This is a genomic window from Acinetobacter sp. HZNU-JH01, assembly GCF_037996845.1.
GTDB classification, from domain to species: domain Bacteria; phylum Pseudomonadota; class Gammaproteobacteria; order Pseudomonadales; family Moraxellaceae; genus Acinetobacter; species Acinetobacter haemolyticus.
On sequence record NZ_JBBMZX010000001.1, the window covers coordinates 28,571 to 54,111 of the forward strand.

The following is a 25,541-nucleotide window of genomic DNA, read 5'->3' on the forward strand; positions in this document are numbered from 1 at the left end:
AAATGTTAACGACTTGATCATTTATTTTATTGAGGGATGCATAATTTTCCACGCTCTGTGGATCTTATGATTTCGTTTAAAATCTAAACCAATGGTTTCATTTGTAATTTCTTCAATGTCATACATGGCTTCGATTTCTTCATCCAATTCAAAACCACGATAGTTATTGGAGAAATACAACGTTCCATCGCTGGTTAAGCGGTTCATTGCACGTTTAATCAGCGATACATGGTCACGTTGAACGTCAAAGGTTCCATAAAACTTTTTCGAGTTTGAGAACGTTGGAGGATCAATAAAGATTAAATCGTATTGCTCATGTCCTTCTTTTAACCATTCAAAACAATCGCTTGCAAAGAACATATGCTGTTCATCAGCGTGATCTACAGTTAAACCATTCAGCACAAAGTTTTCTTTAGACCAGCTCAGGTAGGTATTAGATAAATCTACACTAGTTGTACTCGCTGCACCGCCCAAAGCAGCATGTAAACTTGCTGTTGAGGTGTAGCTATAAAGATTGAGGAAATGCTTTCCACGGGCTTCTTTAGCAATTCTCAAACGCATTTGGCGATGATCTAAGAATAAACCTGTGTCTAAGTAATCGGTCAAGTTAACCAAGATACGAGCATTGCCTTCTTGAACAATAAAGCGTTTAGATGCGGTACTTTGCTTTGTATATTGGTTTGATCCAGCTTGTCGTGCACGAGTTTTAATAAAGATTGCATCGCGACCTAAGCCTGTCACAGCACGTATCGCAGCAAGGGCTAAATTAAAACGTTTTTTTGCTTTTTCTGGATCAATACTTTTAGGTGGAGCATATTCTTGTACATGCAATCGATCGCCATACAGATCAACTGCAACATTGAAGTCTGGCAAGTCTGCATCATATAAACGCAAGCAGTAGACATTTTCTTTTACAGCCCATTTTTTTAGGTTCTGCATGTTCTTTTGCAAGCGGTTGGTAAAGTCTTCTGCACCTTCAATTTTTTCAAATTGTTGTGGTTGCCATGTTGCTAAAAATGGCTGTGTGACTGTGGCTGGCTTCACCATACCAAATCGCACATAAATCGGTAATTTACCATTCATCAAGCGGAGTGTTTGAGGCTCAAGAAAAGCCAGTACATCAGCTTGTTCAACTTGTGCAGCAATAATGGCTGCACGTTGATTTGGGAAATTCTTTTGTAATAGCGCTGATAAACCAAGATATAAAGAACGGTTAGATGCTTTATCGCCTAAACGCTCACCATACGGTGGGTTAGTTACAATAAAGGCTTTTTTTCCTTCAGCATGGAAGTTGTCCCAATCCGCTAAAGTACGTTCTTCAATTTGGATTTGATCAAGTAACTTTTCAAAACCAGCGGCAATGATGTTTTGACGAGTGGCTTTAACAGCTTCCCAGTCAGCATCATAAGCATATAGTTTTGGTAAGGGGTGTTCTAATGCCTTTTCATGGCGTTCCGCAGCCTCTGCTTTTAGTGATAACCAAAGCTCACGGTCATGTCCATGCCAACCGTTAAAACCGAAACGTCTAACTAGACCTGGAGCGCGATCAGTCAATATCATCAGGGCTTCGATGATAAATGTACCCGAACCACACATAGGATCAAGGATAATATCGGGTTGATATTCGGCTAATTCTGCTTTTTGTAAAATTGCTGCTGCAAGATTTTCTTTAATAGGAGCATCGGTCATGAAGCGACGATAGCCACGTTTATGCAGTGAATCGCCAGATAAATCTAAGCAGTAAGTGTGTTCTGTCTTACCAGCCAAAACATAGAGCGTAATTTCTGGTTGTTTAATATCAATGCTTGGCCGTTTACCCACAGCTTCCATAAATGAATCGACAACACCATCTTTAACACGTAAGGTTGCGAATTGAGTATTGACCTTAATTTCACGTTCGACATGTAGGCGTACTGCAAATGTGCTTTGTGGCGCAAAGATAAGTGACCAGTCAAAGCTGATTGCACCTTCATAAAGTTCTTCAGCCACATCACGTGCGTCATGGGTATGTTCAAGCTCATGAGTATGAATCGGTAAAAGTACGCGAGAAGCAAGACGTGACCACATGCAAATACGGTATGCATTTTCAAGTGTGCCTTTAAATACCAAACGTCCAGCGAAGCGTTGAATGTTTTGAATCCCTAAATTTTCCAATTCTTGTTGTAATAAGGTTTCAAGTCCATCCGCACAGGTCACCCAATAGTTTGTCAGACGTTGTGTAGAATTCATGCACATTTCCAAAAAAGCAGTTCAGCAATCGGCTATTTTAACTGATTTTTATCAATTCTGTCGGTGCTTATTTGTTTGATTGTCAGCTTTATCATCGATTAACGACTTTTTTGAATATCTGATAGCTGAGCGAGCTATCAGTTAGAAAAGAATTTTGGATAATAATTTTAATATTTGGTACATATTTTGCTAACAGTAACATTGTTCATCAGAAAATTATTTTTCTTAAAGTTGATGAAATTAAAGAAATTTAGTGGGGGAATTATGAAAGATAATCTGAATAATGATGTGGTTGTCAATGCAGATGCTTTTGCGATCGCAACTCAAATGTATGTTCGTATGCGACGTGTATCAGGTCGAGTTATTGATGTGATGTATTTAGTGCATAATAAAGATTACGCTCGACATATTGCAGACCTTGCTTTGGCAACTGAAGATCAGGAATTAGAGCGATATGTTGCTCGCTTAAGTTCATTAATTGATTTGTTGCCTGAAAACAGTGTAGAGAAAGCAGCAAAAATCGAAAAAGTCGAACAGCCAGAGGTGTCAGAGCTCTATTCAACAGAGGTTACAGAAGAAGAGATTTATCAGGCTCAAGTGCATCATCACTATATTGGTGCATTACGATAGCGGAATTTTGTTGCAAAGCTCTAATTTATTGCAACATATCGATGAAAAGTTGTGCTACTAAAATAAAAGAATTGGGCTACACTATGCAAGTTTTGGTGATTCGACCCATAGGAATCCATTATGCATATTGCAGCCCTGCATCAACCGAGTCAGGTTCAATTGAATCAACAAGGAAATTTAAAACACTTTTTAACAATTGAGGGTCTTTCCAAGGAAAGCCTGACCAAAATTTTAGATACTGCGCAAAGCTTTTTAGATGAAAATAATAATTTGATTAACCGTCCCTTACTGGAGGGATTAACGGTAATGAATCTGTTTTTTGAAAACTCTACTCGTACTCGCACTACATTTGAAGCAGCAGCGAAACGCTTATCTGCCAATGTCTTGAATATCGATATTGCACGTTCCAGCACATCCAAAGGTGAAACCTTACGAGATACACTTTGGAACTTGGAAGCGATGGCTGCTGATATTTTTGTGGTACGCCACTCGTCATCTGGTGCAGCGCATTTTATTGCCAAAGATGTTTGTCCCAATGTTGCGATTATCAATGCTGGGGATGGTCGTCACGCACATCCAACTCAAGCGATGTTGGATATGTTGACCATTCGTCGCGAAACTAAAAAACCTTTTGAAGCGTTATCGGTTGCCATTATTGGTGATATTAAACATTCACGTGTCGCACGCTCAAATGTTGCAGCACTACAAACTCTCGGCTGTAAGGATATTCGTGTGATTGCGCCGAATACATTATTGCCAGTGGGCTTTGATGAATACGGTGAACATGTTCGTTTGTTTAATAAAATGGATCAGGGCGTGAAAGACTGTGATGTGATTATCGCATTGCGTATTCAAAATGAACGCATTGACTCGCCAGCCTTATCATCACAAGCTGAATTTTATAAAATGTATGGCTTAAACAAAGAGCGTTTAGCATTGGCTAAACCTGATTGTATCGTGATGCATCCTGGTCCTATGAATCGTGGTGTGGAGATAGATTCGAGTGTCGCTGATGGAGATCAATCGGTGATTTTAAAACAAGTGACCAATGGTATTGCAGTTCGAATGGCGGTACTTGCACTTGCGATGCAAGGGCAGTTACAAGAACAAGGTTTAATTGAAGCGATTGCACTGTAAAGGATAGATCACATGAGTATTGTAAAAATTGAAAATGTCCGTGTGCTCGATCCAATTCAAAAAACTGATCAAGTCAAAACGGTTTATATCGAAAACGGCAAGTTAAACGATGCTGTCGAGCATGTTGATGAAGTTATCAATGGTCAGGGTAAATGGTTAATGCCGACCATGGTTGATCTTTGTGCACGTCTACGTGAACCAGGACAACAACAACACGGTACCTTAAAATCTGAAGGTAAAGCAGCTCGTGCCAATGGTATTCTTCACGTTATTACTCCACCAGATTCTAAGCCAATTGTTCAAGACAATGGCGCCTTGATTCATGGTTTAATCGAAAAAGCATGGTTGGATGGTGGCATTTATATGCAAATCATCGGTGCGCAAACCCAAGCCTTGAATGGCAAACAACCTGCAAATATGGCAGGTCTAAAAAAAGGTGGTTGTACCGCAGTTTCCAATGCCAATGCCGCTTTTGAAAATGATGATGTCGTGATCCGTACACTCGAATATGCTGCTGGTTTGGGTCTGACAGTTGTGTTTTATGCGGAAGAGGCTCAAATTGCGAAAGATGGCTGTGTGCATGAAGGCTTTATTGCATCACGCCAAGGCTTACCAATGATTCCTGCAATTGCAGAAACAGTTGCGATTGCTAAATATCTTTTGATGATTGAAGCCACTGGGGTGAAAGCTCATTTTGGTTTATTGTCATGTGGCGCGTCAGTTGAGTTGATTCGTATGGCAAAAGCCAAAGGTTTGCCTGTTACAGCGGATGTTGCTATGCATCAATTACATTTAACAGAACATTTAATTGATGGCTTTAATTCATTAGCGCATGTACGTCCACCTTTGCGTTCAGAACAGGATAAAGCATTACTGCGCCAAGGTTTAAAAGAAGGCGTAATTGATGCGATTTGTACCCATCATGAACCATTAAGCAGCTCCGCTAAAATCGCCCCATTTGAAGAAACGCAACCAGGAATTACAGCATTTGATACCTATGTTGCTCTGGGTGTTCAACTGATTCAAGAAGGTGTATTTGAGCCTTTGGAATGGGTTGAAAAAGTAACCATTATTCCAGCTGAGGTTGCCAATATGCGTGAACGTTGGTTGCAAGAAGCAGGGTGGGTGTTGCTTGATCCAGAACAACAATGGACGGTATCAAAAGAGAGCATCCTTTCTCAAGGCAAAAATACGCCATTATTGGGACAACAGCTTACTGGTAAGGTTGTTCATACATTTGCCTAAGATTTAGTCCAAGTTGTTGAGTGGAATAGAGTTTTGGCTTAAAGCTCTATTCCGCAGTCTGTAGCTGATATGTTTATATTGTATTGAATTTTTTAAAAACCCATGAAAACGATAAAAAATAGATTAAAGTATCAATGAAATGAGATTTACTTTGCATAAAATTATAAAAAAGAGATATAAGTCATTTGAATTGTTGGAGTTAATACAATGTCTACAAATCCAATGGAGTTACTTAAACAAAAAGTATCAGCGGTGATCGTCAATGATCAAACCAGCTTGGTAAATGAAAAAAATGATATCTTGTCTAGATTTTACCCAATTCTTTTGTCTCAATTTTTAGTTAAACCTGATCTTGTTGATCAATTAAAGGAAAAATTAACGCCTTCGGTTTATGATTTGTTTGAAAAAAATAATCAGGTAAAAAATGCATTATTGTTACGTTTGGCTGCAGGGCGAGTTTCGGTTGCTGAAGTGGAAAAAACTTTAAATCGAGCCATTCCAAAGAGTTTAGCGGTCCTTTCAAATGAGATCGGCAATGATACCATCAGTATTATTTATTATCTTCGTGATCATAAAGAATCTATACATGCATTGCTACCAAATTGGACTCCTGAGGTTTTGAGCTTGGGGCAAACGACAGAAAAAAACTTGATGCCACCTATTTTGACCATACCAGTTACACCACAAGACTCAAAGCAACCCAAAGCTTTTCCTTTCTTTGCTTTGGTTTTTGCTAGTTTCTCACTACTTTGGTTATATCAGATAAGTAAATAATTGATTTAGATCGCGGTTCTTGGCATGCTGCCAATCAAACAACATTTAGATTGAGTTTATGCGTATTACATTTATTGGTGCTGGTCGGGTTGCTACTCATTTAGCCAAAGTTTTACATCAGCAGCATCATATTGTTCAGGTTTTTAGTCGTGATTTAGCAAATGCGGAAAATCTAGCCTCTCAAGTAAATGCTCAAGCAATTGATCAATTCGCGCAATTAGATTCACGAACCGATTTAGTGGTGATTGCTGTCAGTGATCAAGTGATTGCTGAAATTATGAATTCAATTACATCACTCGTACCTCAGAGTTTAATTGTACATACTTCGGGCAGTACGAGCTTAATCACGATAGAGCAAGCATCACAGCGAACAGGGGTGTTTTATCCACTACAAACTTTTAGTTTGGATCGCGATATCGATTGGATTGAAACACCAATTTTTGTAGAAGCATCAACACAAGCCGATTTAGAAATACTGACAGGGCTTGCTAATAGCCTAAGTAATAGAGTCTATCAATATAGTTCTAAACAACGTCAAACACTGCATTTAGCGGCAGTATTTGCATGCAATTTTAGTAATTATTGCTATGACATGGCACAGCAAATCGTTACTGCTGAACAGGTTGATTTTAGTTTGTTATACCCTTTAATTACAGAAACGGCCAGTAAGGCGGTCACTCATCAACCTAAGCAAATGCAAACAGGTCCCGCCATGCGAGGAGATCAAAATATTTTAAATATGCATCAGCAATTGCTTGCCCAATCTGAAAGAACTGACTTAGCACAGATTTACACATTAATGAGCGAAGGGATTTTCAAACGTCACCATTCATAGGATAACAGGGAGATTGAAATATTTTACTCAATATCAATAATTTGTTTGAGGAAATCGCCGTTTGAGTTAATAATTTCTTTATACATATAGTAGATATGTGTGTCTGCAAAATTCACTTCACGCAGGCTATTCTCGGTCAATTGAAGCAATTGGATATTTGGCATCAGCATTAAAATAGGTGAGTGCGTTGCAATGATAAATTGTGCACCTTGCTTACTCAGTTGAATTACTTTTTCCACAAAGTTAATTTGGTTGTTGACCGAAAGTGCCGATTCTGGCTCATCTAAAATATATAAACCTTCAGCGCGAAAGCGGTGATCAATAAGTGCTTTCATTGCTTCACCATGTGATAGCGTATGTAAATCTTTCCCGCCGTAGAAATTTCGAATGGGTGGTCCGAAACTTGGCGCATTATCGAGTTGACGCATTTCGCTTAGAAAGTTGTAGTAAGTTTCAGAGCGATAAAAAAAAGATATCTCTTATTCGACGTGGAGATTTTTGGATACGCAAATGTGAGCTATAGTCTAAATGGGTATCTTCAGTCTTATAATTAAAATTGACCGTTCCTCCTTCAGCCGAGCAGCCGAATTTTAAAGCTAAAGCTTCTAAAATCGTTGATTTTCCACTGCCGTTCTCACCAGTAATTACAGTGATATTTTTTCTAAGCTCAAGTGGATAGAGATGAAGAAATGGAAAATCATCTGGAATGGTATTTAGTAATTCGACTTTTGTGAGTAGAGGTTTCATTAAATTATCATTTAAGTCAAAGTAGCACTGTATTTATGGATAAAGAATTATAGACATTCGATACTGTAATATTGATGAATTAAATTATCATCTAACATATGTAGATAGTCTAAAAACATAATATTAAAACTACCGACTGTTTGTGCTTGGTCATAAGCAAGTTTACCAGCAATTGCAAAGTGTAAGTGCGACGCAAGTGCGGCAATTGCGGGCGAAGCAACCGCACTATAAGCTGCTGTTAAGGCACCTAGCGCGCATCCTGTAGCAGTGATTTTCGGTTGTAGATGACAGCCACCATTGACTTGAATCACCATATCAAATTGCTTTGAAATAATATAATCAGAAACACCAGAAATGGCGACACAATCAGTATGCTGCAATAAACGCCGAGCTTGCTCATAAACATCTTGGCTATTGAGTGTACTGTCTACGCCTTTAGATTGAACATGATTACCTGCTAATGCACTAATTTCTGAGGCATTTCCACGAATGATCGTTGGATGGTACTGCAATAATTGATCTACGGTTTCACTGCGCCATTTTAAGATTGGACCGTAGCCGACTGGATCGAGAACCCATGGTATTTGATGCTGTTGCGCCGTTTGAGCAGAAATCAACATCGCTTGGGTTTGTTCTGTGGTCGGTGTGCCAACATTAATACTTAAAGCAGCACTAATTTTGGTAAACTCTTCGGCTTCATATGGATTATCAATCATCGCAGGAGATGCGCCAGCTGCCAGCAGTATATTGGCGACATAGTTGTTGGCAACACTGTTGGTCATACACTGAATCAACGGTGTTTTTTGTTGCAACGCATGCCAAGCTTGAATGACTTGATCAATCAATTGTTGTTTTGATGACATGATAAGAATCCTGAAGCTTTAACGGGTGAAGTAGTGGTCTTGATGTTTGCACTGACGACAAATGAGGGAAACATAATCTGTAGCATCGTACTCAACCACGAGGTCATTAGAACCACAATACATGCAGCGTTTTACCGAATAAAAATTTAAACGAGGCTCTATTTTTCGCCATGATTTCCAAATTGGTTGAATAAAGATCTTTTCATCATAGCCTAGAAATTTAAACAGTAAAATTTCACTCATTTTACTGAAAGGAATATTATGTGGTCTGGGTAATGTTGAAGTTTCCCATCGTTCAGTCACAGAACGTTCACGGTATTGTTCCAATGTTTTCTTTAATAAATTGGTGTTAATAAATTTATCATTTCTTGGCTGTAAAGCTTTTTGTTTGTACAAATATTCGAGTGCTGTTTGAATTAGATAATAGATCTGACCGATGGCTAAACTATCCATAAGTCGAAAGCAAAAACTTTGAAAAGGGCGACTACCTGCAATTTGAATCCCCCATGTTCGGCAATAAAATTGCATAAACTGAACAATCTCTTGGTACAAAACCAAATACATTGCATCTTTTACTTCGTCAGTTGTTTTAAAGGGAATGCCTAAACTAAGATTTTCATAGAACCAGTTACGTAATTGTTGAGCAACACTATATAAACTAGGATCTGAATAACCATCTAAACGAATATTTAAATAGTAATGTCCTGTTTCAATACCTGAATCTTGTGGTTTTAAAACACCGAGTTTGAGCAAGCTTTGAAGTAAATGGTTTTGGAATAAATAGTTGGGCGTAAAATGATGGAATTTAATATTTTCCCAATGAATGGTTTCATCATGTTGTACATCTTCACGCGCATAATGGTCGAGTAAACTCAGTAAAAATAATTTATGTAAAAAACTGAGCTGATTAAGACTATAAATGACTTCATCTTTGGTGCTGTATTTACGTTGTTCTTGTAGGCGAGTTTGTTGTGTTTGTTTCTTTCTTGCAGCAGTACATTGAGCACAATGGCAATTCAGTTTACTTTCTTGCTGAAAAACGCGGTGTTGGCAGTGACTGCATTCATGAAATTGTAGCTCTTGAGTATATTGTTCAGCTTCAACCCAATACATTGATGCTTGACACAATGGGCAATGGCTACTTTCATCTAACTGTTTTTGTAGAATCTGTAAATCCATTGATTAAGTCGTCTTAGAAAAAATATATTATACATTGCTGGTACATGAAGTGGTGCAAAGAATCGTTGAGAATGAGTCTAGATGTTTAAATTTTAAGGTGGCAGATTGTGAATGTAAACCTTGTTTTGGTAATGTTTAAATGTGTGATTTAATTCAAATTTATAAAGAATAAAACTGTGAAATATACATGTTTTTTTATTGACCATATTGATGCATTGTAATAAAAATGTAGGCCCAAAGGATTGCTAGGGATAAAGGAGCCAATATGCAAAAAAAAATCCTCATGAATGGAGTCGTGGGAATCTCTCTAGGTTTATTAACTACACTTACGATTGCGTCAACACCAGAAGGCTATTGGAAGAGTATTGATGACCGTACAGGTGAACAGCTTTCAATTGTTGAAGTGAAAAAAAAGACTGACGGAACTTATACAGGTACGATTGTTTATCGATATCCTGTGCCTGGTGGTGGTACGTTGTTGACCAATTGTGTTAAATGTCCTGAACCATTTAAGAATAAACCAATTTTAGGTCTGCAAATCGCGTGGGGTTTGAAACAAGATCCTCAAAATCCAAATCAGTATATTGATGGTCGTGTTCTTGAACCAAAAACAGGAAATATTTACAAAGGTAAAGCACAACTCAGTGCAGATGGTAAACGTATGCGGATGCGCGGTTATATGGGAATTTCTGCCTTAGGACGTACGCAAGTCTGGATTCGTACTGATAGTCCAAATCCTTAAAAGATTATTTCAAAATTACACTATACGTACTTGATTACTAAAATCTTTCTATAGTCAAGTACTGGGGCGTATAGTGTAACTATATTGCTAATATGCTATTTTTTAATCATTAAATCTATAAAAGATGAAGCGTTTTTTTCTAACGGGGTAAATATAAATATGTTAAATCATGTATTCATGAAAGGAATCATGGGGCTTTCTATTGCTTTTTTAAGTGCGACGGCTTATGCAGCATCAATTGAAGGGTATTGGAAAAGTATCGAAGAGCGAACAGGAGAGCAACTTTCAATTGTTGAAATCCGAAAAGGTGATGATGGTCGCTTTAACGGTAAAATTGTCTATCGTTATCCAAATGCACGTGGTATTGCATTAACAAATTGTACTAAGTGTCCAGCTCCTCATACCAATAAACCGCTTCTAGGCTTAGAGATTTTGTCTGGATTTAGACAAGATCCACAGAATCCAAATGCATATATTGATGGTACTGTTTTGGAAGCAACTAGCGGTCGGATTTATAAAGGTAAAGGCGTCGTATCTGGTGAAGGGAAGCGTTTACGTATGCGCGGTTATATGGGGGTATCTGTACTGGGTCGTACAGTTGTTTGGATTCGTACCAATAGTGCGAATCCATAAATCCAAGCCGATTTTTTTGATATTAAATAAAAAAACCTCAGATCAGATATTGATTTGAGGTTTTTTGTGTATGGTATGAATGATTAGACAGGGCATGGTAAATTTTCATCTTCCTGTCCGATTTTTTTCGCTGCGATCAGTGCTTGTACTTTTTTACTCGGTATCTTTTCTTTTCCTAGAGCATCGTAAGTATTGACGATGTTCGTTACTTCTAAAGTTGTCAGTTCAATTCCTTCTGCTGTTAAAAAAACGGAGATGACATGATGATCAACACCAGCTTTGGCAAGATCATGGATTGCTTTGATGTTTTCTAGTCGATACAGATGTGCTTTTAATTCCATAAGAGTAACCCTCGCTTGTTATTTTATTTACCTACATTGGCATATTTGATTAAGCAATAACCGTGCACAAAATGTAAAACTCAGGAAAAAAATGTAAGTTAGGCAATAAATGAAAATGGATTCTGTAGTTTTTATTTAAAAATGGAAAACGGTGTTGTAATTTTGTCTAAACAGTAACTGAATTTATCAAGTTGGATTTGAAAATGGGTCATTTAAACCCAATAAAATTCTTAAACTCATGTTAGGTCTTAAAGACAGCTTGTATCAGTTGGCGTATGATCAGATTATTACGAGTCTTGACAACAAGACCATCTACATGAAATGACGAAAGATAAGGAATACTGATGAATATTGCGGCGCAACCTCCTGTACAGGCAGATCAGACCATTTATTTAAAAGACTATCAAAAGCCAGCATTCTTGGTTGAGTCGATTCACTTAGATATTCAGGTCTATAATGACCATACACTTGTTGATTCAACGCTGGTGATGAAGCGTCAAGCAATTGGTGAACTTATACTTTTAGGTCGTGATCTGGAACTCAAGTCGATTCAATTGAATGGGCAATTATTGAATGCAGATCAATATTGTTTAGACAGTGAACAATTAGTGATCGCAGATGCACCAGATGAGGTCATTGTCCAAACGCAGGTCATTATTCACCCAGAGTCAAATACCCAGCTTGAGGGGCTATATAAAGCAGGGGATTTGTATGTCACTCAGAATGAGCCTGAAGGTTTCCGTAAAATTACCTTCTATCCAGACCGTCCCGATGTTTTATCTGTATTCACCACACGTGTAGAAGCTGATAAAAAATATCCTGTTCTGCTTGCCAATGGTAATTTGCTCGAAACGGGGGAAGCAGGTGAAGGTCGTCATTTTGCCATTTGGCAAGATCCAACAAAAAAACCAAGCTACCTTTTTGCTTGCGTGATTGGTGATTTGGCGGTGTTGAAAGATCGCTATACCACTTCGGAAGGGCGTGATGTTGCGCTAGAAATTTATGCGATTGAAAAAGACATTCCAAAATGTCATATCGCGATGCAAGCATTAAAGCATTCGATGCGTTGGGATGAGGAACACTATGGTCGTCCTTATGATCTCGACAATTACATGATTGTAGCGGTGAGTCAGTTCAACATGGGTGCAATGGAGAATAAAGGTTTAAATATCTTTAATACGTCATGTGTCTTAGCTGATGAAGAATATACGACCGATGCCGCCATCATGCGCGTGCAGTCAGTCATTGCCCATGAGTATTTCCATAACTGGACAGGCAACCGGATTACTTGCCGTGACTGGTTCCAGTTATGTTTAAAAGAAGGCTTGACGGTTTTCCGTGATCAATCTTTCTCTGAAGATTTACAGTCTGCTGCAGTACAGCGTATTGATGATGTGGCAGTATTAAAATCACATCAATTCCCTGAAGATGCAGGTCCATTATCGCATCCACCACGTCCAGATCATTTTGTTGAAATCAATAATTTCTATACTGCAACGGTCTATGAAAAAGGTGCGGAAATTAACCGCATGATGGCAACCTTATTGGGTAAGGAAAAATACCGTCAGGGAACTGATGAATATTTCCGCCGTCATGATGGTCAGGCAGTCACGGTTGAAGATTGGGTTGCTGCACTGAGTGCGGGTTCAGGTGTTGATTTATCTAATTTCTTAATATGGTATAACCAGCCCGGTACACCAAAGTTAGAAGCCAAAGGTGAATATGATGCTGCTGCACAGACTTATCGTTTGAGTTTCAAGCAAAGTCTAAAAGCACATCCAAAATATCCGAATTTAAAAGCTGTACCTATTCCTATTGCTTTAGCCTTGTTTAATGCAAAGTCTGGTGAACAATACACCTTGCACAGTGCCGATCTATTTGTAAATGATGTAAAAGATGGCATGTATTTGTTTGAGCAAGATGAAGCAACGATTGAATTTACAGGTATTACTGAACAACCTGTAGTTTCATTACTGCGTAATTTTTCTGCGCCAGTCAATTTGGTATTTGATTACTCAAATGATGATCTTGCATTCTTGATTCAGCATGAGACCAATGGTTTTAATCAATGGCAAGCAACGCAGACATTATTAGAGCGTATTTTATTAGAGGATCATAAGGCAGATACTTATATTGATGCCATCAAAAATACACTGCCTGATTTAGTCAATAAAGATCCATTACTTGCTTCTCGATTATTTGATGTCCCAAGTGAAAATTATTTAGGTAGCCGAATTGATCAAGACTATGAGCCAGAACTCATTCGTGAAAAACGCGAAGCAGTTTTAGATCGTCTGTCCCGTGAACTGGGTTCATTCTGGAAAGAAACATATTTATCTCTTGACCCTGATATGCAAAAAGAATTTTCTTTGGCTATGGGTGTTCGTGCTTTAAAAAATATCATGTTGAGTATGTTGGCCCGTCAAGGTGATGATTCTGTTTTTGATTTAGCTTATGCGCAATATCAGCAAACAGGAAATATGTCAGAACGTTTAGGGGCATTACGTGTTCTAGTTTGGAATGATGCACCACAGGCTCAACTAGCATTAGATGACTTTTACAATCGTTTCAAAGATGAAGCCTTATCATTGGATCAATGGTTTACAATCCAAGCTTCGCATCCTTGCGCGACAGCAGAAACCATTGAATATCTAACCAAACATGCTGATTACGATTTAGGCACACCGAACCGAATTCGTTCTGTGAGCGGTGGTTTAGCAAGTAATCCTGTAAATACATGGAGTTTTGGTGTGGATCATTTCATTGAGTTAGCTGCCTATCTAGATGAAAAGAATCCAATTTTAGGTTCACGTTTATTACAGGTGCTTTCTCGTTGGTATACTTTGATGGAGCCTCAGCGCAGTCAGGTACAACAAGCGTTAAAAGCATTGCAGCCAAAGGTGAAATCGAAGAATGTGTCAGAAACTTTGAATTCATTATTAAGCATTTAAGCGTTAAAATTTTCTATAACCACAATCGTCATAGTGCGGTTGTGGTTATTCTTTTTTGATTTTATTTTTTATGGAATTTCCCATTAAATAAAAATTATAAAAACATGAAGGGATAGCAGAGGACAATAATATATGGCGCTGAGCGTATTTGATCTTTTTAAAATTGGTGTTGGACCTTCGAGTTCACATACGGTTGCACCAATGAGAGCAGCGTATCGTTTTACTCAATCACTTAAAGTTCAAGATATTTTAAACAAGGTTGCTAGAGTACAAATTTTTTTATACGGTTCATTGTCTTCTACAGGTATAGGACATGGTACAGATCGAGCAACAATATTGGGTTTGATGGGAAATGATCCTGAAACAATTGATATCCCTCACAGCCAAATACAGCTAGATCAAGTGTTGCAATCCAAAATATTGATGATAGATGGTACTCATGCGGTAAAGTTTGATCCAAATCAAGATATTATTTTTATTGATGAGGCTTTACCTTATCATCCGAATGCGATGAAGATAATAGCAGTAAATGATGCAGAAGAACTCATTTATTCCAATACTTATTACTCGATAGGTGGTGGATTTATTATCGACGAAAGTCAGGTTGATCAAGGAAGTTTTGTTGAAGATCAGACTGTTGTGCCTTATCCATTTCAAAGTGCTAAAGAATTATTGGCACTTTGTACAACACATCAATGTAGTGTTAGTCATTTGATGTTGGAAAATGAAAAAAGCTGGCGCAGCGAAACCGAAATTCGTGTCAAAATTATGCAAATTTGGCAAGTGATGCAAGACTGTATCCAAAGTGGTTTGCAACACGAAGGTGTTTTGGCAGGTGGTTTGAATGTGAAACGACGTGCCAAGAATATTCATCAACGCCTATTAAAAAAAGAAAATGAAAATTTGATTGCAACAACATTTAACGCCATGGAATGGGTGAATTTATACGCGCTCGCTGTTAATGAAGAAAATGCCGCAGGTGGTCGAGTGGTCACAGCACCTACAAATGGTGCGGCTGGAATTATTCCAGCAGTGTTATCTTATTATGTTAATTTTTCTAAAGATAAATCTGAAGATACCATTGTAAGATTTTTCTTGAGTGCCGCAGCAGTAGGTATTCTATGCAAATTGAATGCATCCATTTCTGGCGCTGAGGTTGGCTGTCAGGGTGAAGTGGGTTCTGCATGTGCCATGGCATCGGCGGGATTAGCTGAAATTTTAGAAGGTACACCTGAACAAGTTGAACATGCTGCTGAAATTGGGCTTGAACATAATTTAGGGCTGACCTGTGACCCAGTCGGTGGTTTAGTACAAGTTCCATGTATTGAAAGGAATGCCATTGCTGCTGTAAAAGCAATCAATGCGGCTCAGATGGCATTACATGGGGATGGAGATCATTTTATTTCATTGGATAAAGTCATTCAAACGATGAAAGAAACAGGCAAGGATATGTCTGATAAGTATAAAGAAACTTCAAAAGGCGGATTAGCAGTCAATTCGATTGAGTGTTAAAAGTAGTTGCACTTGTATAAATGGGTAACCCAAGAGGTATGATGGAAGGGGGATGGATGGAGCTGTTGACGTTTCACATCCCTTTTTATTTGACAACTATTATTGTCATAAATAATATGATTGAGAATTAATCAATATAGACATTAGAAAATGGAAATAAAAACAATCACATTACCAACTCGACAGATCGAGGTTGAGATTTATGCGCCAGCCGAAACGACTGATAAAGTACCTGCAATTCTGTTACTCCATGAATTATATGGTGTGATTGATGCTTATCGAGAGGATGCTCAAGACTTAGCTGATCGGGGATATCTAGTATACGTGCCGAATTTATATAGCGGCGGAGCAGTCAAATATTGCATTCGTGCAATGGTTGCAAAAGCAGGACGTACCAATGCAGCTGATAGCGAAGTAAATAAAGAAATCCATGTGTTATTGGATGAATTAAAAGTGGATCGGCGATCAAATGGTCGTTTGGGAATGTTAGGCCAATGTTTAACAGGTGGCTATGTCATTCAAATGGCAAAGCGTGAAGACATGTTAGCACCAGTAGTCTATCATCATTCTTTTGGCATCGAAGGTGCAGGTGTTCCTAAAACAGAGTCTTTGGATGAAATTAGAATTTTACAAGGACATTGGTCTGAGCAATTTGATCCATTCTGTCCAGCCAGAAAAAGGAATAAACTGATTCAACAATTAGGCGATCGTGTTGAAGCTTATACGTATCCGATGCCACATGGCTTTCGTACGGTAAGTCGTGATCGACCAGAGTCAGCATTGGTTTGGCAACGTACAGTCGATTTCTTTGACCGCGAATTAAAACAAATTTAAAGATAAATGTTATAGTTGTTGCTGAAAACAATATCTCTAAACATTGACTTTGTATAACCAAAAAGAGAGGGGAATATGTCAGATAAATACGAATATGCTGGATTCTGGATACGTGTAGGCGCGGCAATTCTTGACACAATTATTATTTTAGCAATTTTGATTCCATTAATGATGTTGTTGTCTCCAAGTGTAACGGATAATTTGACCAGAACGAGTTGGTCATGGACGGATTGGATTGGGCAGATTTTGTCAGCAGTATTTTATATATTCTGTTGGGTCAAATTTGCAGGTACACCAGGTAAGCGCTTACTACGTTTAAAAGTTCTTGATGAACAAACTGGCAATCATGTTTCAGTAGGACAAGGTATTATTCGCTATATCGGTTATATTCCTGCAACACTGGTATTGTTTATTGGTTTGATCTGGATTGCTTTTGATCGAAAGAAACAAGGCTGGCATGACAAAATGGCGAAAACCGTCGTGGTTCGTGAACTATAAATCAAAAGATCTTATGACAGACATGTGTTTGTCATAAAAAATTCATAACATTAGGGCTTGTTTATCACATAACATGCCCTACAATGTCGGCGAGTTTATGTGTTAAGGAATATTAAATGGACAGTTGTTCGAGGTTTGGATTTAAGAAACTATTAAATCAAAGCGGAAACTGAGCAAGATCGCCTTTAATATTCGCTATCTTGCAATGAGATAGCTCTGATATCATTGTTTATTTTGGCTGCCAATACGTTATTACGACCAATTGTTCATGTGATTGATCGCAGACCATTAGATGACGATACTGAGGTGCTACATGTGATTTACATCATTTGTGATCGTAGTCAAAGTAAAGCGGTGATGGATGAGTTGAATTTGACTCTTAAGCACCATAATTATCCTGCCAAAGATATTCAGGTGACACCATTTGGTGAAAAGGACGTCGAAATCGAAGTGACGTTGATTGCAACTTCGATTGAAACAGAAGAAGCACAACACATCATTAACCATCTGAATTCTATGCCACAAATTCGCCAAGCTTTTTGGGATAAGAATGCGATAAATTAAATCGAGTGTGGGCGTTTGTAATCAATACAATAAGAAGCATTGTCTCATAAATGATGTATAAGTCTTCTATTGTTTCAAATAAAATAGAAACACATTGATAACAATGAGAATAGTATGAGTTCAGACGCTCACTCAATTAGTTTAATTGCACCCGTTGTTTTATTGGCAGCCGCTGTTATTGCAGTTCCTATTTTCAAAAGAATAGGGCTGGGTTCAGTCCTAGGATATTTAATTGCAGGGCTTATCATAGGTCCATTTGGTTTTGCTTTTTTTAGTGATTCAGCTTCAATCCTACATATAGCAGAGTTGGGTATCGTGATGTACCTGTTTGTGATTGGTTTAGAAATGCAACCTTCACATTTATGGAGTCTAAGGCGAGAAATATTTGGTCTAGGCAGTTTACAAATTCTGGTAAGTTCATGTGCATTGACAGGCGTTGGAATCCTTTTTGGTTTCACATGGCAAGTAGCGTTTATCGCTGCAACAGGTTTTGTTTTGACCTCAACAGCGATTGTTATGCAGTTACTCGGTGATCGTGGAGATATAGCGCAACCACGAGGCCAAAAGATTGTCTCTATTCTATTATTTGAAGATTTATTAATTGTACCATTACTGGCACTTGTTGCTTTTATGGCACCAAACCATGTGGTGGAAAGTACTTCTGCACGATTAGAAATGATCGGTATTGGTTTGCTCGCAATAGCTGGTTTAATTGCTGCTGGCTATTGGCTGTTAAATCCATTGTTTAGACTTTTAGCCGCTGCAAAAGCGAGAGAAGTGATGACAGCCGCAGCACTTTTAGTGGTATTAGGTGCTGCATTAATCATGCAAGTGAGTGGATTGTCTATGGCAATGGGGGCTTTCCTTGCGGGTGTGTTGTTATCGGAATCCACTTTTAGACATCAAATCGAAGCAGATATTGAGCCTTTTCGAGGGATATTATTAGGGCTATTCTTCCTTGGTGTAGGGATGTCATTAGATTTGTCTGTTGTCGCTCAAAATTGGCAACTCATTTTGTGCGGTGTTTTGGCTTTAATGTTTGTAAAAGCATTGATGATTTACATCGTGGCACGTATTACCAAGAGTCCGCATACAGAAGCTCTAGATCGAGCTTTACTCATGGCACAAGGTGGTGAGTTTGCTTTTGTGTTGTTTGCTGCCGCTGTAAGTGCACAAGTTATTGACAATACGACTAGATCAAATTTGACTGCGATTGTTGTCCTTTCTATGGTCTTGACGCCGATTATTGGGATTTTATTTAAACGATTTACTGAGACTAAAGATGCAATCTCGTTAGATAATGTGAGTGTCGCTGACGGTTTAAGTGGCAGTGTTTTAATGATCGGTTTCGGGCGTTTTGGGCAAGTAACCAGTCAGTTGTTGTTGGCTCGCGGTGTAGATGTAACGATCATCGATAATGATATCGATATGATTCAAAATGCAGAAAGATTTGGTTTTAAAATCTATTATGGTGATGGTGCGCGTTTAGATATTTTGCATGCATCAGGTGCTGCAACAGCACAAGCGATCGTAGTTTGTGTTGATAGTAAGGAAACAACCAATAAGATCGTCGAACTGGTAGGACATGAGTTTCCGTTAGCAAAGTTACTTGTACGCTCTTATGACAGAGAACATTCACTCTATTTAGTGAAGCACAAAGTTGATTATATGATTCGTGAAACTTTTGAATCTGCTATTAAATTTGGTGGCGTGATCTTAAAGGAGCTTGGTGTTGATCAGGAGGAAGTAAGACGCATTGCTCATGAAATTCGTGAACGAGATGAGGAACGTTTTGAGACAGAAATAGCAGCTGATGATGTTTATGCTGGGGTGGGATTCCAATATTCACATAACCAGCCACGTCCAACAGCTCCGTTGATTCAACCACAACAAGCAGGGCGGATTTTAAATGACGATGAAGCACATAAAAATTTAGACAATAAATAACGCCCAAAGTTTATTGTATTGTGATGGATAAGCCTTAAGTTTTGACTTAAGGCTTATTTTTAAATTTGAAGATAATTAAAACAACGATTCCAAGGATTAATCCCCAAAATGCAGAACCAACCCCTAAAAATTGCACACCAGACGCGCTACATAAGAACGTAAGTAATGCTGCTTCGCGTTCTTCTACATTGGCAAAAGCAACAGCAATGTTATGGCTAATCGTTGCAAAAAGGGCGATACCTGCAAGCGCAACGATGAAAATTTGTGGGAATGACATCAGTAAACTAACTAATGTTGCCGCAAACAGCCCCATCAAAATATAAAATAAACCACAACTAATGCCTGCGATATAACGCTTACTTGGGTCAGGATGCACTTGGTCATCCAAGCTTACTGCGGCACTGATCGCTGCCAAATTTACTGAGAAACAGCCAAATGGTGCAAAAAAAGTATGTGCGATACCTGTCCAGCCTACAAGTTGATTGACGTGAGGATGATAACCATAGCTTTTAATCATCGCGATACCGGGTAGGTTTTGCGAAGTCATATTGATCACAAATAATGGTAAAGCTAAGCCCAAGATCGCAGACCAAGAAAATGAAGGCTGCATCCACACAGGCTGTGTTAATGACCAAGTGATCGGTGCGAGTTGAAAACTAATAAATAGTGGACAAATCGCAGCACCCAAAATGACTGTCAGCACAATACTATAGCGCGGAAATAAACGTTTTGAGAGTAAGTAAATCGCTAATATGCTGAGAATAAAACCTAGATGAGTTTCTAAGCTACTAAAGATTTGTATACCGAATTTTAAGAGGATTCCTGCAAGCATGGCACAGGTTAGGCTGGCTGGTATATGAGCCAATAATCTTTGAAAAACACCAGAAAAACCAACAACCGCAATCGCAATTCCGCAGATGACAAATGCACCAATGGCTTCATAGAGATCATAATGTCCTGTAGATGCAATAATTAAGGCAATACCAGGCGTTGACCAAGCTGTAGCAACAGGATATTTATATTTCCAAGATAACAATAAACCTGAAAGTCCGATCGCTAACCCTAAGGCCCAAAACCACGAACTAATTTGTGCAGTATTTGCACCGAGGGATTGTGCCCCTTGTATCACCAATACTGCAGAAACACTAATACCAATCAGAAATGTGATAAAGCCAGCGAATATAGCAGGAATCGAAAAATCTTGGATCAGACGTTGCATCTATATATATCTATTATTGATTAAAAAATTTATTGAAAAGTATACCGTTTATACAGCATAAAACGTAGTTCAAAGATGATTGAATAAATTGATCATTTGATTCAAAAAGATGGAGATGGAACATGAACAAAGGTCACAGTCCACCTTAAAAATAAAAAATACGTCTAGGTCTAATTAAATCGTCGAAGTGGCAAGTCTTAAACCAAATCCAAAAAATAAAATGCCGACTAAGAATACGCCACTTGCAGCCAGTTTATAGTTATGTCTAAAGAAGCCAGCTAATTTCACGCCCGAAAAAATAAGTGCGGTTAGATAACTAAAACTGATGATTTGTAGAACCAATGCCAATACCAAGAAACTGATCATTGGGTAGGGATAACTTGGCTCAACAAATTGCACAAAGAATGATAAGAAAAATAAAATTGCTTTTGGATTCAATAAACTAATGCCAAGTGCTGTCCGATAAGGGTGAACTTTATCTAATCGAGGTAAATCGGCCAACTCTGTATGATGAGGTGGCTTTTTCCATGTTTGATAGCCACTTTGGAGTAGTTTGAAACCTAAGTAAGCAAGATAGCAGGCCCCAGTTAATTTAAGGATTACAAACAAAATGGGAAAGGCTTTTAATAGCGATGCCGCGCCTAATACAGTACAAACGATTAAGATAAAATCGCCAGTAAATACACCACAAGCGGCAGCATAACCAGTACGTATACCATAGCGTGAGGCCACAGACATGACATAGATGGAGTTAGGGCCGGGTAATAAAATGATTAAGATCGTACCGATAATATAAGTAGCTAAATCTGTGATACCAAACACGATGAACTCAATAAAAAACCGACCCTCACTAATATAGCAAAAATCGGTTTTTAATAGGTGAAAAATCAGCTAATTATGGACTGATTTCAGCATCAACACCAAAAGACTGACGAAGTAACAAACTTAATTGATTTCGAGCTTTGATAAAGCCATCAATTCCACCTTGCAACAGTTGGAATGCCATTAAATCTTGTTCAAGTTCAGCCTTGAAGCTTTCCTTAGTTTGTTCTGAGCGCTCAATTTTTTCAGCTTGTTGTGCTGCTTCTACAGTCAGTTCAGCATTAACGTGTTGTTGATCTTGTTCTAATTGTGCCAGTAAATTTGGTGCAATTGTCAGTAAATCACAACCAGCTAAGCCCAGTACTTGTGCCGTGCTGCGGAAGCTTGCTCCCATAACTTGTGTTGGGATACCTTGTTGCTTGTAATAATTATAAATTTTCTTAACAGAGAGTACGCCTGGATCTTTCTCGATTGGATAAGCATCGACGCCTTCTGCTTTTTTGTACCAATCTAAAATACGTCCAACAAATGGAGAGATAAGCGTAACGTTTGCATCTGCACAAGCTTGTGCTTGATGTAAACCAAACAATAAAGTCAGATTACATGGAATCCCTTCAGCTTCTAAAACTTTAGCAGCTTGAATACCTTCCCATGTAGAAGCAATCTTAATGAGAATACGTGACTGTTCGATGCCATAGTCTTGATAGAGCTTTGAAAGTTCACGAGCTTTAGCAATGGTTGCCTCTGTATCATAAGAAAGTAGAGCATCGACTTCTGTTGAAACCCGGCCATCAATTAACTTTAAAATCTCAACACCAAACTTGACAGTTAAAATATCAATCGTACGTTCGATCAGTTCATCAGCTTCATAACCTTCTTTTTTTGCTTGTAAATAAGCATCTTCGATGAGTTCTTTACTTTCTGGTTGTTCAGCTGCTGCTGTGATTAATGAAGGATTTGTTGTTGCATCAAGCGGACGAAATTTTTTAATTGCTTCAAGGTCACTGCTATCAGCTACAACAGTTGTAAAATTCTTTAATTGGTTTAATGCGGTTTGAGTCATTGATATAACGTTCTTACTTAAACAAATATAGTGGTATTCTCATTTATAACACACAATTCAAGAAAGCAAAGTGTCACTTGTGATGAAATGCCTTATTGTTGCATGCTTGTTAAGGTTCGTTTTTCTGACGTTGATCTCGAATGTACTCAATCAGAAACCTTGCAGCTGCTCCAAGTTCACTTTCTCGACTCCAGACGAGGTCTACAAAATATTCAAATTTTGGTGTGAAATCATAAAGCTCCAAAATTTTTAATTTTTTCTTTAACTCAGGGTTTTCATTAAACATTTCTAAGGGGAGAACACCCCAGCCCAAATTTCGAACAATCATCATGCACGCTGAATGGTGGTTGTCGGTACGCCAGTAATCTTTAGCAAAAAGTAATTCAGGTTTAATCCTGTTATCTCGGCTCGCTACTACGATTTGACGGGTTTGAACCATTTGCTCAAAAGATACTTGTTCAAGTTGAGCCAGTGGATGAATATTCGAGATAACAGGTACTAATGCTTCTCTTTTAAGTTCAACAAACTGCTCACGACTGTCTAATTGTTCACGTTCAAACATCAAAGCCAGTTGTGCTGACTGATCCAGTAACATGTGTAAAGCATCTTCTTGCGGAGCAGATACGATATTAATCGCGAGACTCGGAAAATTTTGCTCAAGTAGGGTAATGTAGTCTGTCCAATTGGTATGCAATAGTTCGGATACAACCACGATGTTTAATGTGGATTCTAAGCCTGTACTGAGCGCATGCGCATGTTGTTTCCATTGATTCATTTCAATCAGCAACTGTTGTGTTTTTTCATATAACACCATTGCTTCAGCAGTAGGAGTTGGTTCACGTCCCACTCGCTCAAATAAGTTGAGATTTAAATCAATTTCTAGGTTAGCAATCGACATGCTTACCGCAGAAGGGACTTTGCCCAACTTGCGTGCAGCCGCAGAAAATGAGCCTGTTTCAATGACGGTTTGAAACATGATGAGTTGTTCTTGATTAATATTCATCTGTCAAAAAAACTGAAAGAACCTGATTGGATTAATCAAAATTATAAAAATAAAATGGCAAATATCCAAACAAGAGAGTGTTATAGAAATGTTGATTTCCAAAAGAAGACTCATTCATGCGATTGTCTATGAAGTGATTTTATTGGTCATCATCGCAATTGCGTTAAGTTTTATTTTTGACATGCCGATGGAAGTAACAGGAACATTAGGTGTGTTTATGGCGGTTGTTTCAGTGATTTGGAACATGATTTTTAATAATTATTTTGAGAAAATTGAGCATAAATACAATTGGGAAAGAACTGTACCAGTGCGTATTTTGCATGCAGTTGGATTTGAAGGTGGTTTGTTAATCGCAACAGTTCCAATGATTGCTTATATGATGAATATGACGATCGTTGAAGCGTTTATTTTGGATATCGGTTTGACCTTATGTATTTTGGTCTATACCTTTATCTTCCAGTGGTGTTATGACACTGTAGAAAATCGTTTCTTCCCAAATGCAAAATTTGCATCATAATAATGAGATCGTTAGGTAGCACTCTTTATCACTTGATGAAGAGTGCTTTTTTAATACTTAGATTAGTACAACGTGATTAAAGTTTGATAATTTTAATAAATTCGGTTTAATCAATATTAATTTGTTGCTAATAAATCTATAGAAAATATAAATATTCATTAATAGTACTTGCTTGGGAGAGTAAAATGCCGAGTGTTCTTATTGAGATAAGACAAAAATATACGTTAGATGTGGAGCTTGGAATTATTGAAGCGGTGCATTCTGCTTTGGTAGAGTCATTTAAAATTATGCCAAATGATCGGCATATACGTTTAGTCACGCATGAACCACATCATTTTCAGTGTCCACCAGAAAAGGAAAAACCAGAGTTTTTTACACACATTACAATTGATTGTTTTGTAGGTCGTACATTAGAAACTAAGCGTTTATTGTATAAAACGATTGTAAATAAATTAGAGCCATTTGGTATACCCAAAGATCATACCATGATAATACTTCGAGAAATTCCAACGGATAATTTTGGAATACGGGGTGGTCAAGCTGCCTCTGATATTGATTTAGGGTTTAAAATTGATGTTTAGGAAGAGTAGGATTTAATGACAATATCAAAATTGAAGATGATGACATTAAAAGCACTTTTTGTAGAAATTTACCATACTGATTACTCTCAAGATCTTACTTTAAGTAAAATCGCAGAATATATAAAAGCACATGAGGTTGTAGAGATAGAGTACTTTGAACTTTTTGATCATGATGCTGACCACAAATCTCTTTTGTTAGGGTTGATACAAAGAGTAGATGTAAATTTTTCAGTGAATTCAATTGAGGCCGAAATTTTAGCTGCTCATTACTTCTTAAATGTTCTAAAGAAATATCAAGTGGGTGAAATACGGCCCTTTGAATTATGTAAAATTTTTAACAATATAGAAGCTGGTTTTATGGGGGCTCCACGTAATCTTGATTCGAAAATTGTATATTACCCCTCATGGCTGGGTGATTTATATGATGCTTGTGACTGGTGTGATGAAACATGGACTCATGATAATAGTCCTCATCTTTTTATTGAAGTAGAAAAGCAAATCCATAACATTAAAAATTGGTTAACGAATCCTGTTTTTAAATAATTGTGACTTTGATAGCAATTCTATTTGATCTACTGAATAGATAACTTTGCATTAAGGATAAGCCAAAAAATTCCTATTCGTAAAAAACATCATGCTAAAATAAGTCACTTGTCATTATAAATTGCACGACTT

The 25,541-nt window shown here is 37.9% G+C and carries 25 protein-coding genes and 1 pseudogene; 16 read left to right on the plus strand and 10 right to left on the minus strand.

What is annotated here, in order from left to right; translation table 11 throughout:
- Positions 1-21 precede the first annotated feature (21 nt).
- Positions 22-2,229 (minus strand): bifunctional 23S rRNA (guanine(2069)-N(7))-methyltransferase RlmK/23S rRNA (guanine(2445)-N(2))-methyltransferase RlmL, encoded by a 2,208-nt coding sequence (gene rlmKL / locus AAC851_RS00140; RefSeq protein ID WP_125502366.1) that lies wholly within the window; start codon positions 2,227-2,229, stop codon positions 22-24.
- Positions 2,230-2,493: 264 nt separating this feature from the next.
- Between rlmKL and AAC851_RS00145 the strand changes: the two genes are divergently transcribed.
- From AAC851_RS00145 to AAC851_RS00165, 5 genes are all read left to right on the plus strand, one after another.
- Positions 2,494-2,859: a hypothetical protein gene (locus AAC851_RS00145; protein ID WP_113997173.1), complete on the plus strand. Its 366-nt coding sequence runs from the start codon at positions 2,494-2,496 to the stop codon at positions 2,857-2,859.
- 120 nt (positions 2,860-2,979) lie between these two features.
- The gene (locus AAC851_RS00150; protein ID WP_004639468.1) at positions 2,980-3,996 is read left to right on the plus strand and encodes an aspartate carbamoyltransferase catalytic subunit; all 1,017 of its coding nucleotides are present in this window, start codon (positions 2,980-2,982) and stop codon (positions 3,994-3,996) included.
- A 12-nt stretch (positions 3,997-4,008) separates the two neighbouring features.
- A complete protein-coding gene (locus tag AAC851_RS00155; protein ID WP_340600298.1) occupies positions 4,009-5,241 on the plus strand; it encodes a dihydroorotase in 1,233 nt (410 codons plus the stop codon).
- A 207-nt stretch (positions 5,242-5,448) separates the two neighbouring features.
- The gene (locus AAC851_RS00160; RefSeq protein ID WP_017395270.1) at positions 5,449-6,015 is read left to right on the plus strand and encodes a hypothetical protein; all 567 of its coding nucleotides are present in this window, start codon (positions 5,449-5,451) and stop codon (positions 6,013-6,015) included.
- 58 nt (positions 6,016-6,073) lie between these two features.
- The gene (locus AAC851_RS00165; protein ID WP_340600299.1) at positions 6,074-6,850 is read left to right on the plus strand and encodes a Rossmann-like and DUF2520 domain-containing protein; all 777 of its coding nucleotides are present in this window, start codon (positions 6,074-6,076) and stop codon (positions 6,848-6,850) included.
- Positions 6,851-6,873: 23 nt separating this feature from the next.
- Here AAC851_RS00165 and AAC851_RS00170 read toward each other — a convergent pair whose 3' ends face one another.
- Genes AAC851_RS00170 through AAC851_RS00185 form a run of 4 tightly spaced genes read right to left on the minus strand, consistent with a single transcriptional unit; the run spans position 6,874 to position 9,639 of the window.
- A complete protein-coding gene (locus tag AAC851_RS00170; RefSeq protein ID WP_340600300.1) occupies positions 6,874-7,278 on the minus strand; it encodes an AAA family ATPase in 405 nt (134 codons plus the stop codon).
- Between the two features lie 25 nt (positions 7,279-7,303).
- Positions 7,304-7,597, minus strand: a complete 294-nt coding sequence (locus AAC851_RS00175; protein WP_340600301.1) for an AAA family ATPase — start codon at positions 7,595-7,597, stop codon at positions 7,304-7,306.
- A gap of 47 nt (positions 7,598-7,644) precedes the next feature.
- On the minus strand, positions 7,645-8,460 hold the full coding sequence (gene thiM / locus AAC851_RS00180; protein ID WP_005090060.1) for a hydroxyethylthiazole kinase: 816 nt from the start codon (positions 8,458-8,460) through the stop codon (positions 7,645-7,647).
- 18 nt (positions 8,461-8,478) lie between these two features.
- Positions 8,479-9,639: a hypothetical protein gene (locus AAC851_RS00185; RefSeq protein ID WP_340600302.1), complete on the minus strand. Its 1,161-nt coding sequence runs from the start codon at positions 9,637-9,639 to the stop codon at positions 8,479-8,481.
- 265 nt (positions 9,640-9,904) lie between these two features.
- Here AAC851_RS00185 and AAC851_RS00190 point away from each other — a divergent pair, with 265 nt between their 5' ends.
- Complete coding sequence (locus AAC851_RS00190; RefSeq protein ID WP_005090061.1) at positions 9,905-10,381, plus strand: DUF2147 domain-containing protein; 477 nt, start codon at positions 9,905-9,907, stop codon at positions 10,379-10,381.
- A gap of 159 nt (positions 10,382-10,540) precedes the next feature.
- The gene (locus AAC851_RS00195) at positions 10,541-11,014 is read left to right on the plus strand and encodes a DUF2147 domain-containing protein (RefSeq protein ID WP_340600303.1); all 474 of its coding nucleotides are present in this window, start codon (positions 10,541-10,543) and stop codon (positions 11,012-11,014) included.
- Between the two features lie 83 nt (positions 11,015-11,097).
- Here AAC851_RS00195 and AAC851_RS00200 read toward each other — a convergent pair whose 3' ends face one another.
- The gene (locus tag AAC851_RS00200; protein WP_125502378.1) at positions 11,098-11,355 is read right to left on the minus strand and encodes a hypothetical protein; all 258 of its coding nucleotides are present in this window, start codon (positions 11,353-11,355) and stop codon (positions 11,098-11,100) included.
- Between the two features lie 344 nt (positions 11,356-11,699).
- Between AAC851_RS00200 and pepN the strand changes: the two genes are divergently transcribed.
- From pepN to AAC851_RS00230, 6 genes and pseudogenes are all read left to right on the plus strand, one after another.
- On the plus strand, positions 11,700-14,306 hold the full coding sequence (gene pepN, locus AAC851_RS00205; RefSeq protein WP_340600304.1) for an aminopeptidase N: 2,607 nt from the start codon (positions 11,700-11,702) through the stop codon (positions 14,304-14,306).
- A 132-nt stretch (positions 14,307-14,438) separates the two neighbouring features.
- The gene (locus AAC851_RS00210; protein ID WP_340600305.1) at positions 14,439-15,818 is read left to right on the plus strand and encodes an L-serine ammonia-lyase; all 1,380 of its coding nucleotides are present in this window, start codon (positions 14,439-14,441) and stop codon (positions 15,816-15,818) included.
- Between the two features lie 150 nt (positions 15,819-15,968).
- A complete protein-coding gene (locus AAC851_RS00215; RefSeq protein WP_075315462.1) occupies positions 15,969-16,652 on the plus strand; it encodes a dienelactone hydrolase family protein in 684 nt (227 codons plus the stop codon).
- Between the two features lie 75 nt (positions 16,653-16,727).
- Complete coding sequence (locus tag AAC851_RS00220) at positions 16,728-17,150, plus strand: RDD family protein (protein ID WP_004639450.1); 423 nt, start codon at positions 16,728-16,730, stop codon at positions 17,148-17,150.
- Positions 17,151-17,372: 222 nt separating this feature from the next.
- Positions 17,373-17,714, plus strand: a pseudogene (locus AAC851_RS00225) (MgtC/SapB family protein); the annotation flags it as partial.
- A 114-nt stretch (positions 17,715-17,828) separates the two neighbouring features.
- Complete coding sequence (locus AAC851_RS00230) at positions 17,829-19,661, plus strand: monovalent cation:proton antiporter-2 (CPA2) family protein (protein ID WP_125503271.1); 1,833 nt, start codon at positions 17,829-17,831, stop codon at positions 19,659-19,661.
- Positions 19,662-19,707: 46 nt separating this feature from the next.
- On the opposite strand, the gene AAC851_RS00235 is transcribed toward AAC851_RS00230, so the two are convergent.
- From AAC851_RS00235 to AAC851_RS00250, 4 genes are all read right to left on the minus strand, one after another.
- A complete protein-coding gene (locus AAC851_RS00235; RefSeq protein WP_125503273.1) occupies positions 19,708-20,880 on the minus strand; it encodes a benzoate/H(+) symporter BenE family transporter in 1,173 nt (390 codons plus the stop codon).
- A gap of 174 nt (positions 20,881-21,054) precedes the next feature.
- Positions 21,055-21,702 (minus strand): leucine efflux protein LeuE, encoded by a 648-nt coding sequence (gene leuE / locus AAC851_RS00240; protein WP_075315466.1) that lies wholly within the window; start codon positions 21,700-21,702, stop codon positions 21,055-21,057.
- 73 nt (positions 21,703-21,775) lie between these two features.
- Positions 21,776-22,765, minus strand: a complete 990-nt coding sequence (gene tal / locus AAC851_RS00245) for a transaldolase (protein WP_075315467.1) — start codon at positions 22,763-22,765, stop codon at positions 21,776-21,778.
- 109 nt (positions 22,766-22,874) lie between these two features.
- The gene (locus AAC851_RS00250; RefSeq protein ID WP_075315468.1) at positions 22,875-23,768 is read right to left on the minus strand and encodes a LysR family transcriptional regulator; all 894 of its coding nucleotides are present in this window, start codon (positions 23,766-23,768) and stop codon (positions 22,875-22,877) included.
- 88 nt (positions 23,769-23,856) lie between these two features.
- Between AAC851_RS00250 and aceI the strand changes: the two genes are divergently transcribed.
- From aceI to AAC851_RS00265, 3 genes are all read left to right on the plus strand, one after another.
- Positions 23,857-24,285 carry a chlorhexidine efflux PACE transporter AceI gene (gene aceI, locus AAC851_RS00255; RefSeq protein ID WP_004639441.1) on the plus strand — a complete coding sequence of 143 codons (429 nt, stop codon included), beginning with the start codon at positions 23,857-23,859 and terminating at the stop codon, positions 24,283-24,285.
- A gap of 185 nt (positions 24,286-24,470) precedes the next feature.
- Positions 24,471-24,866: a tautomerase family protein gene (locus AAC851_RS00260; RefSeq protein WP_075315469.1), complete on the plus strand. Its 396-nt coding sequence runs from the start codon at positions 24,471-24,473 to the stop codon at positions 24,864-24,866.
- Positions 24,867-24,905: 39 nt separating this feature from the next.
- Complete coding sequence (locus AAC851_RS00265; RefSeq protein WP_075316499.1) at positions 24,906-25,409, plus strand: hypothetical protein; 504 nt, start codon at positions 24,906-24,908, stop codon at positions 25,407-25,409.
- The last annotated feature ends 132 nt before the right edge of the window (positions 25,410-25,541 follow it).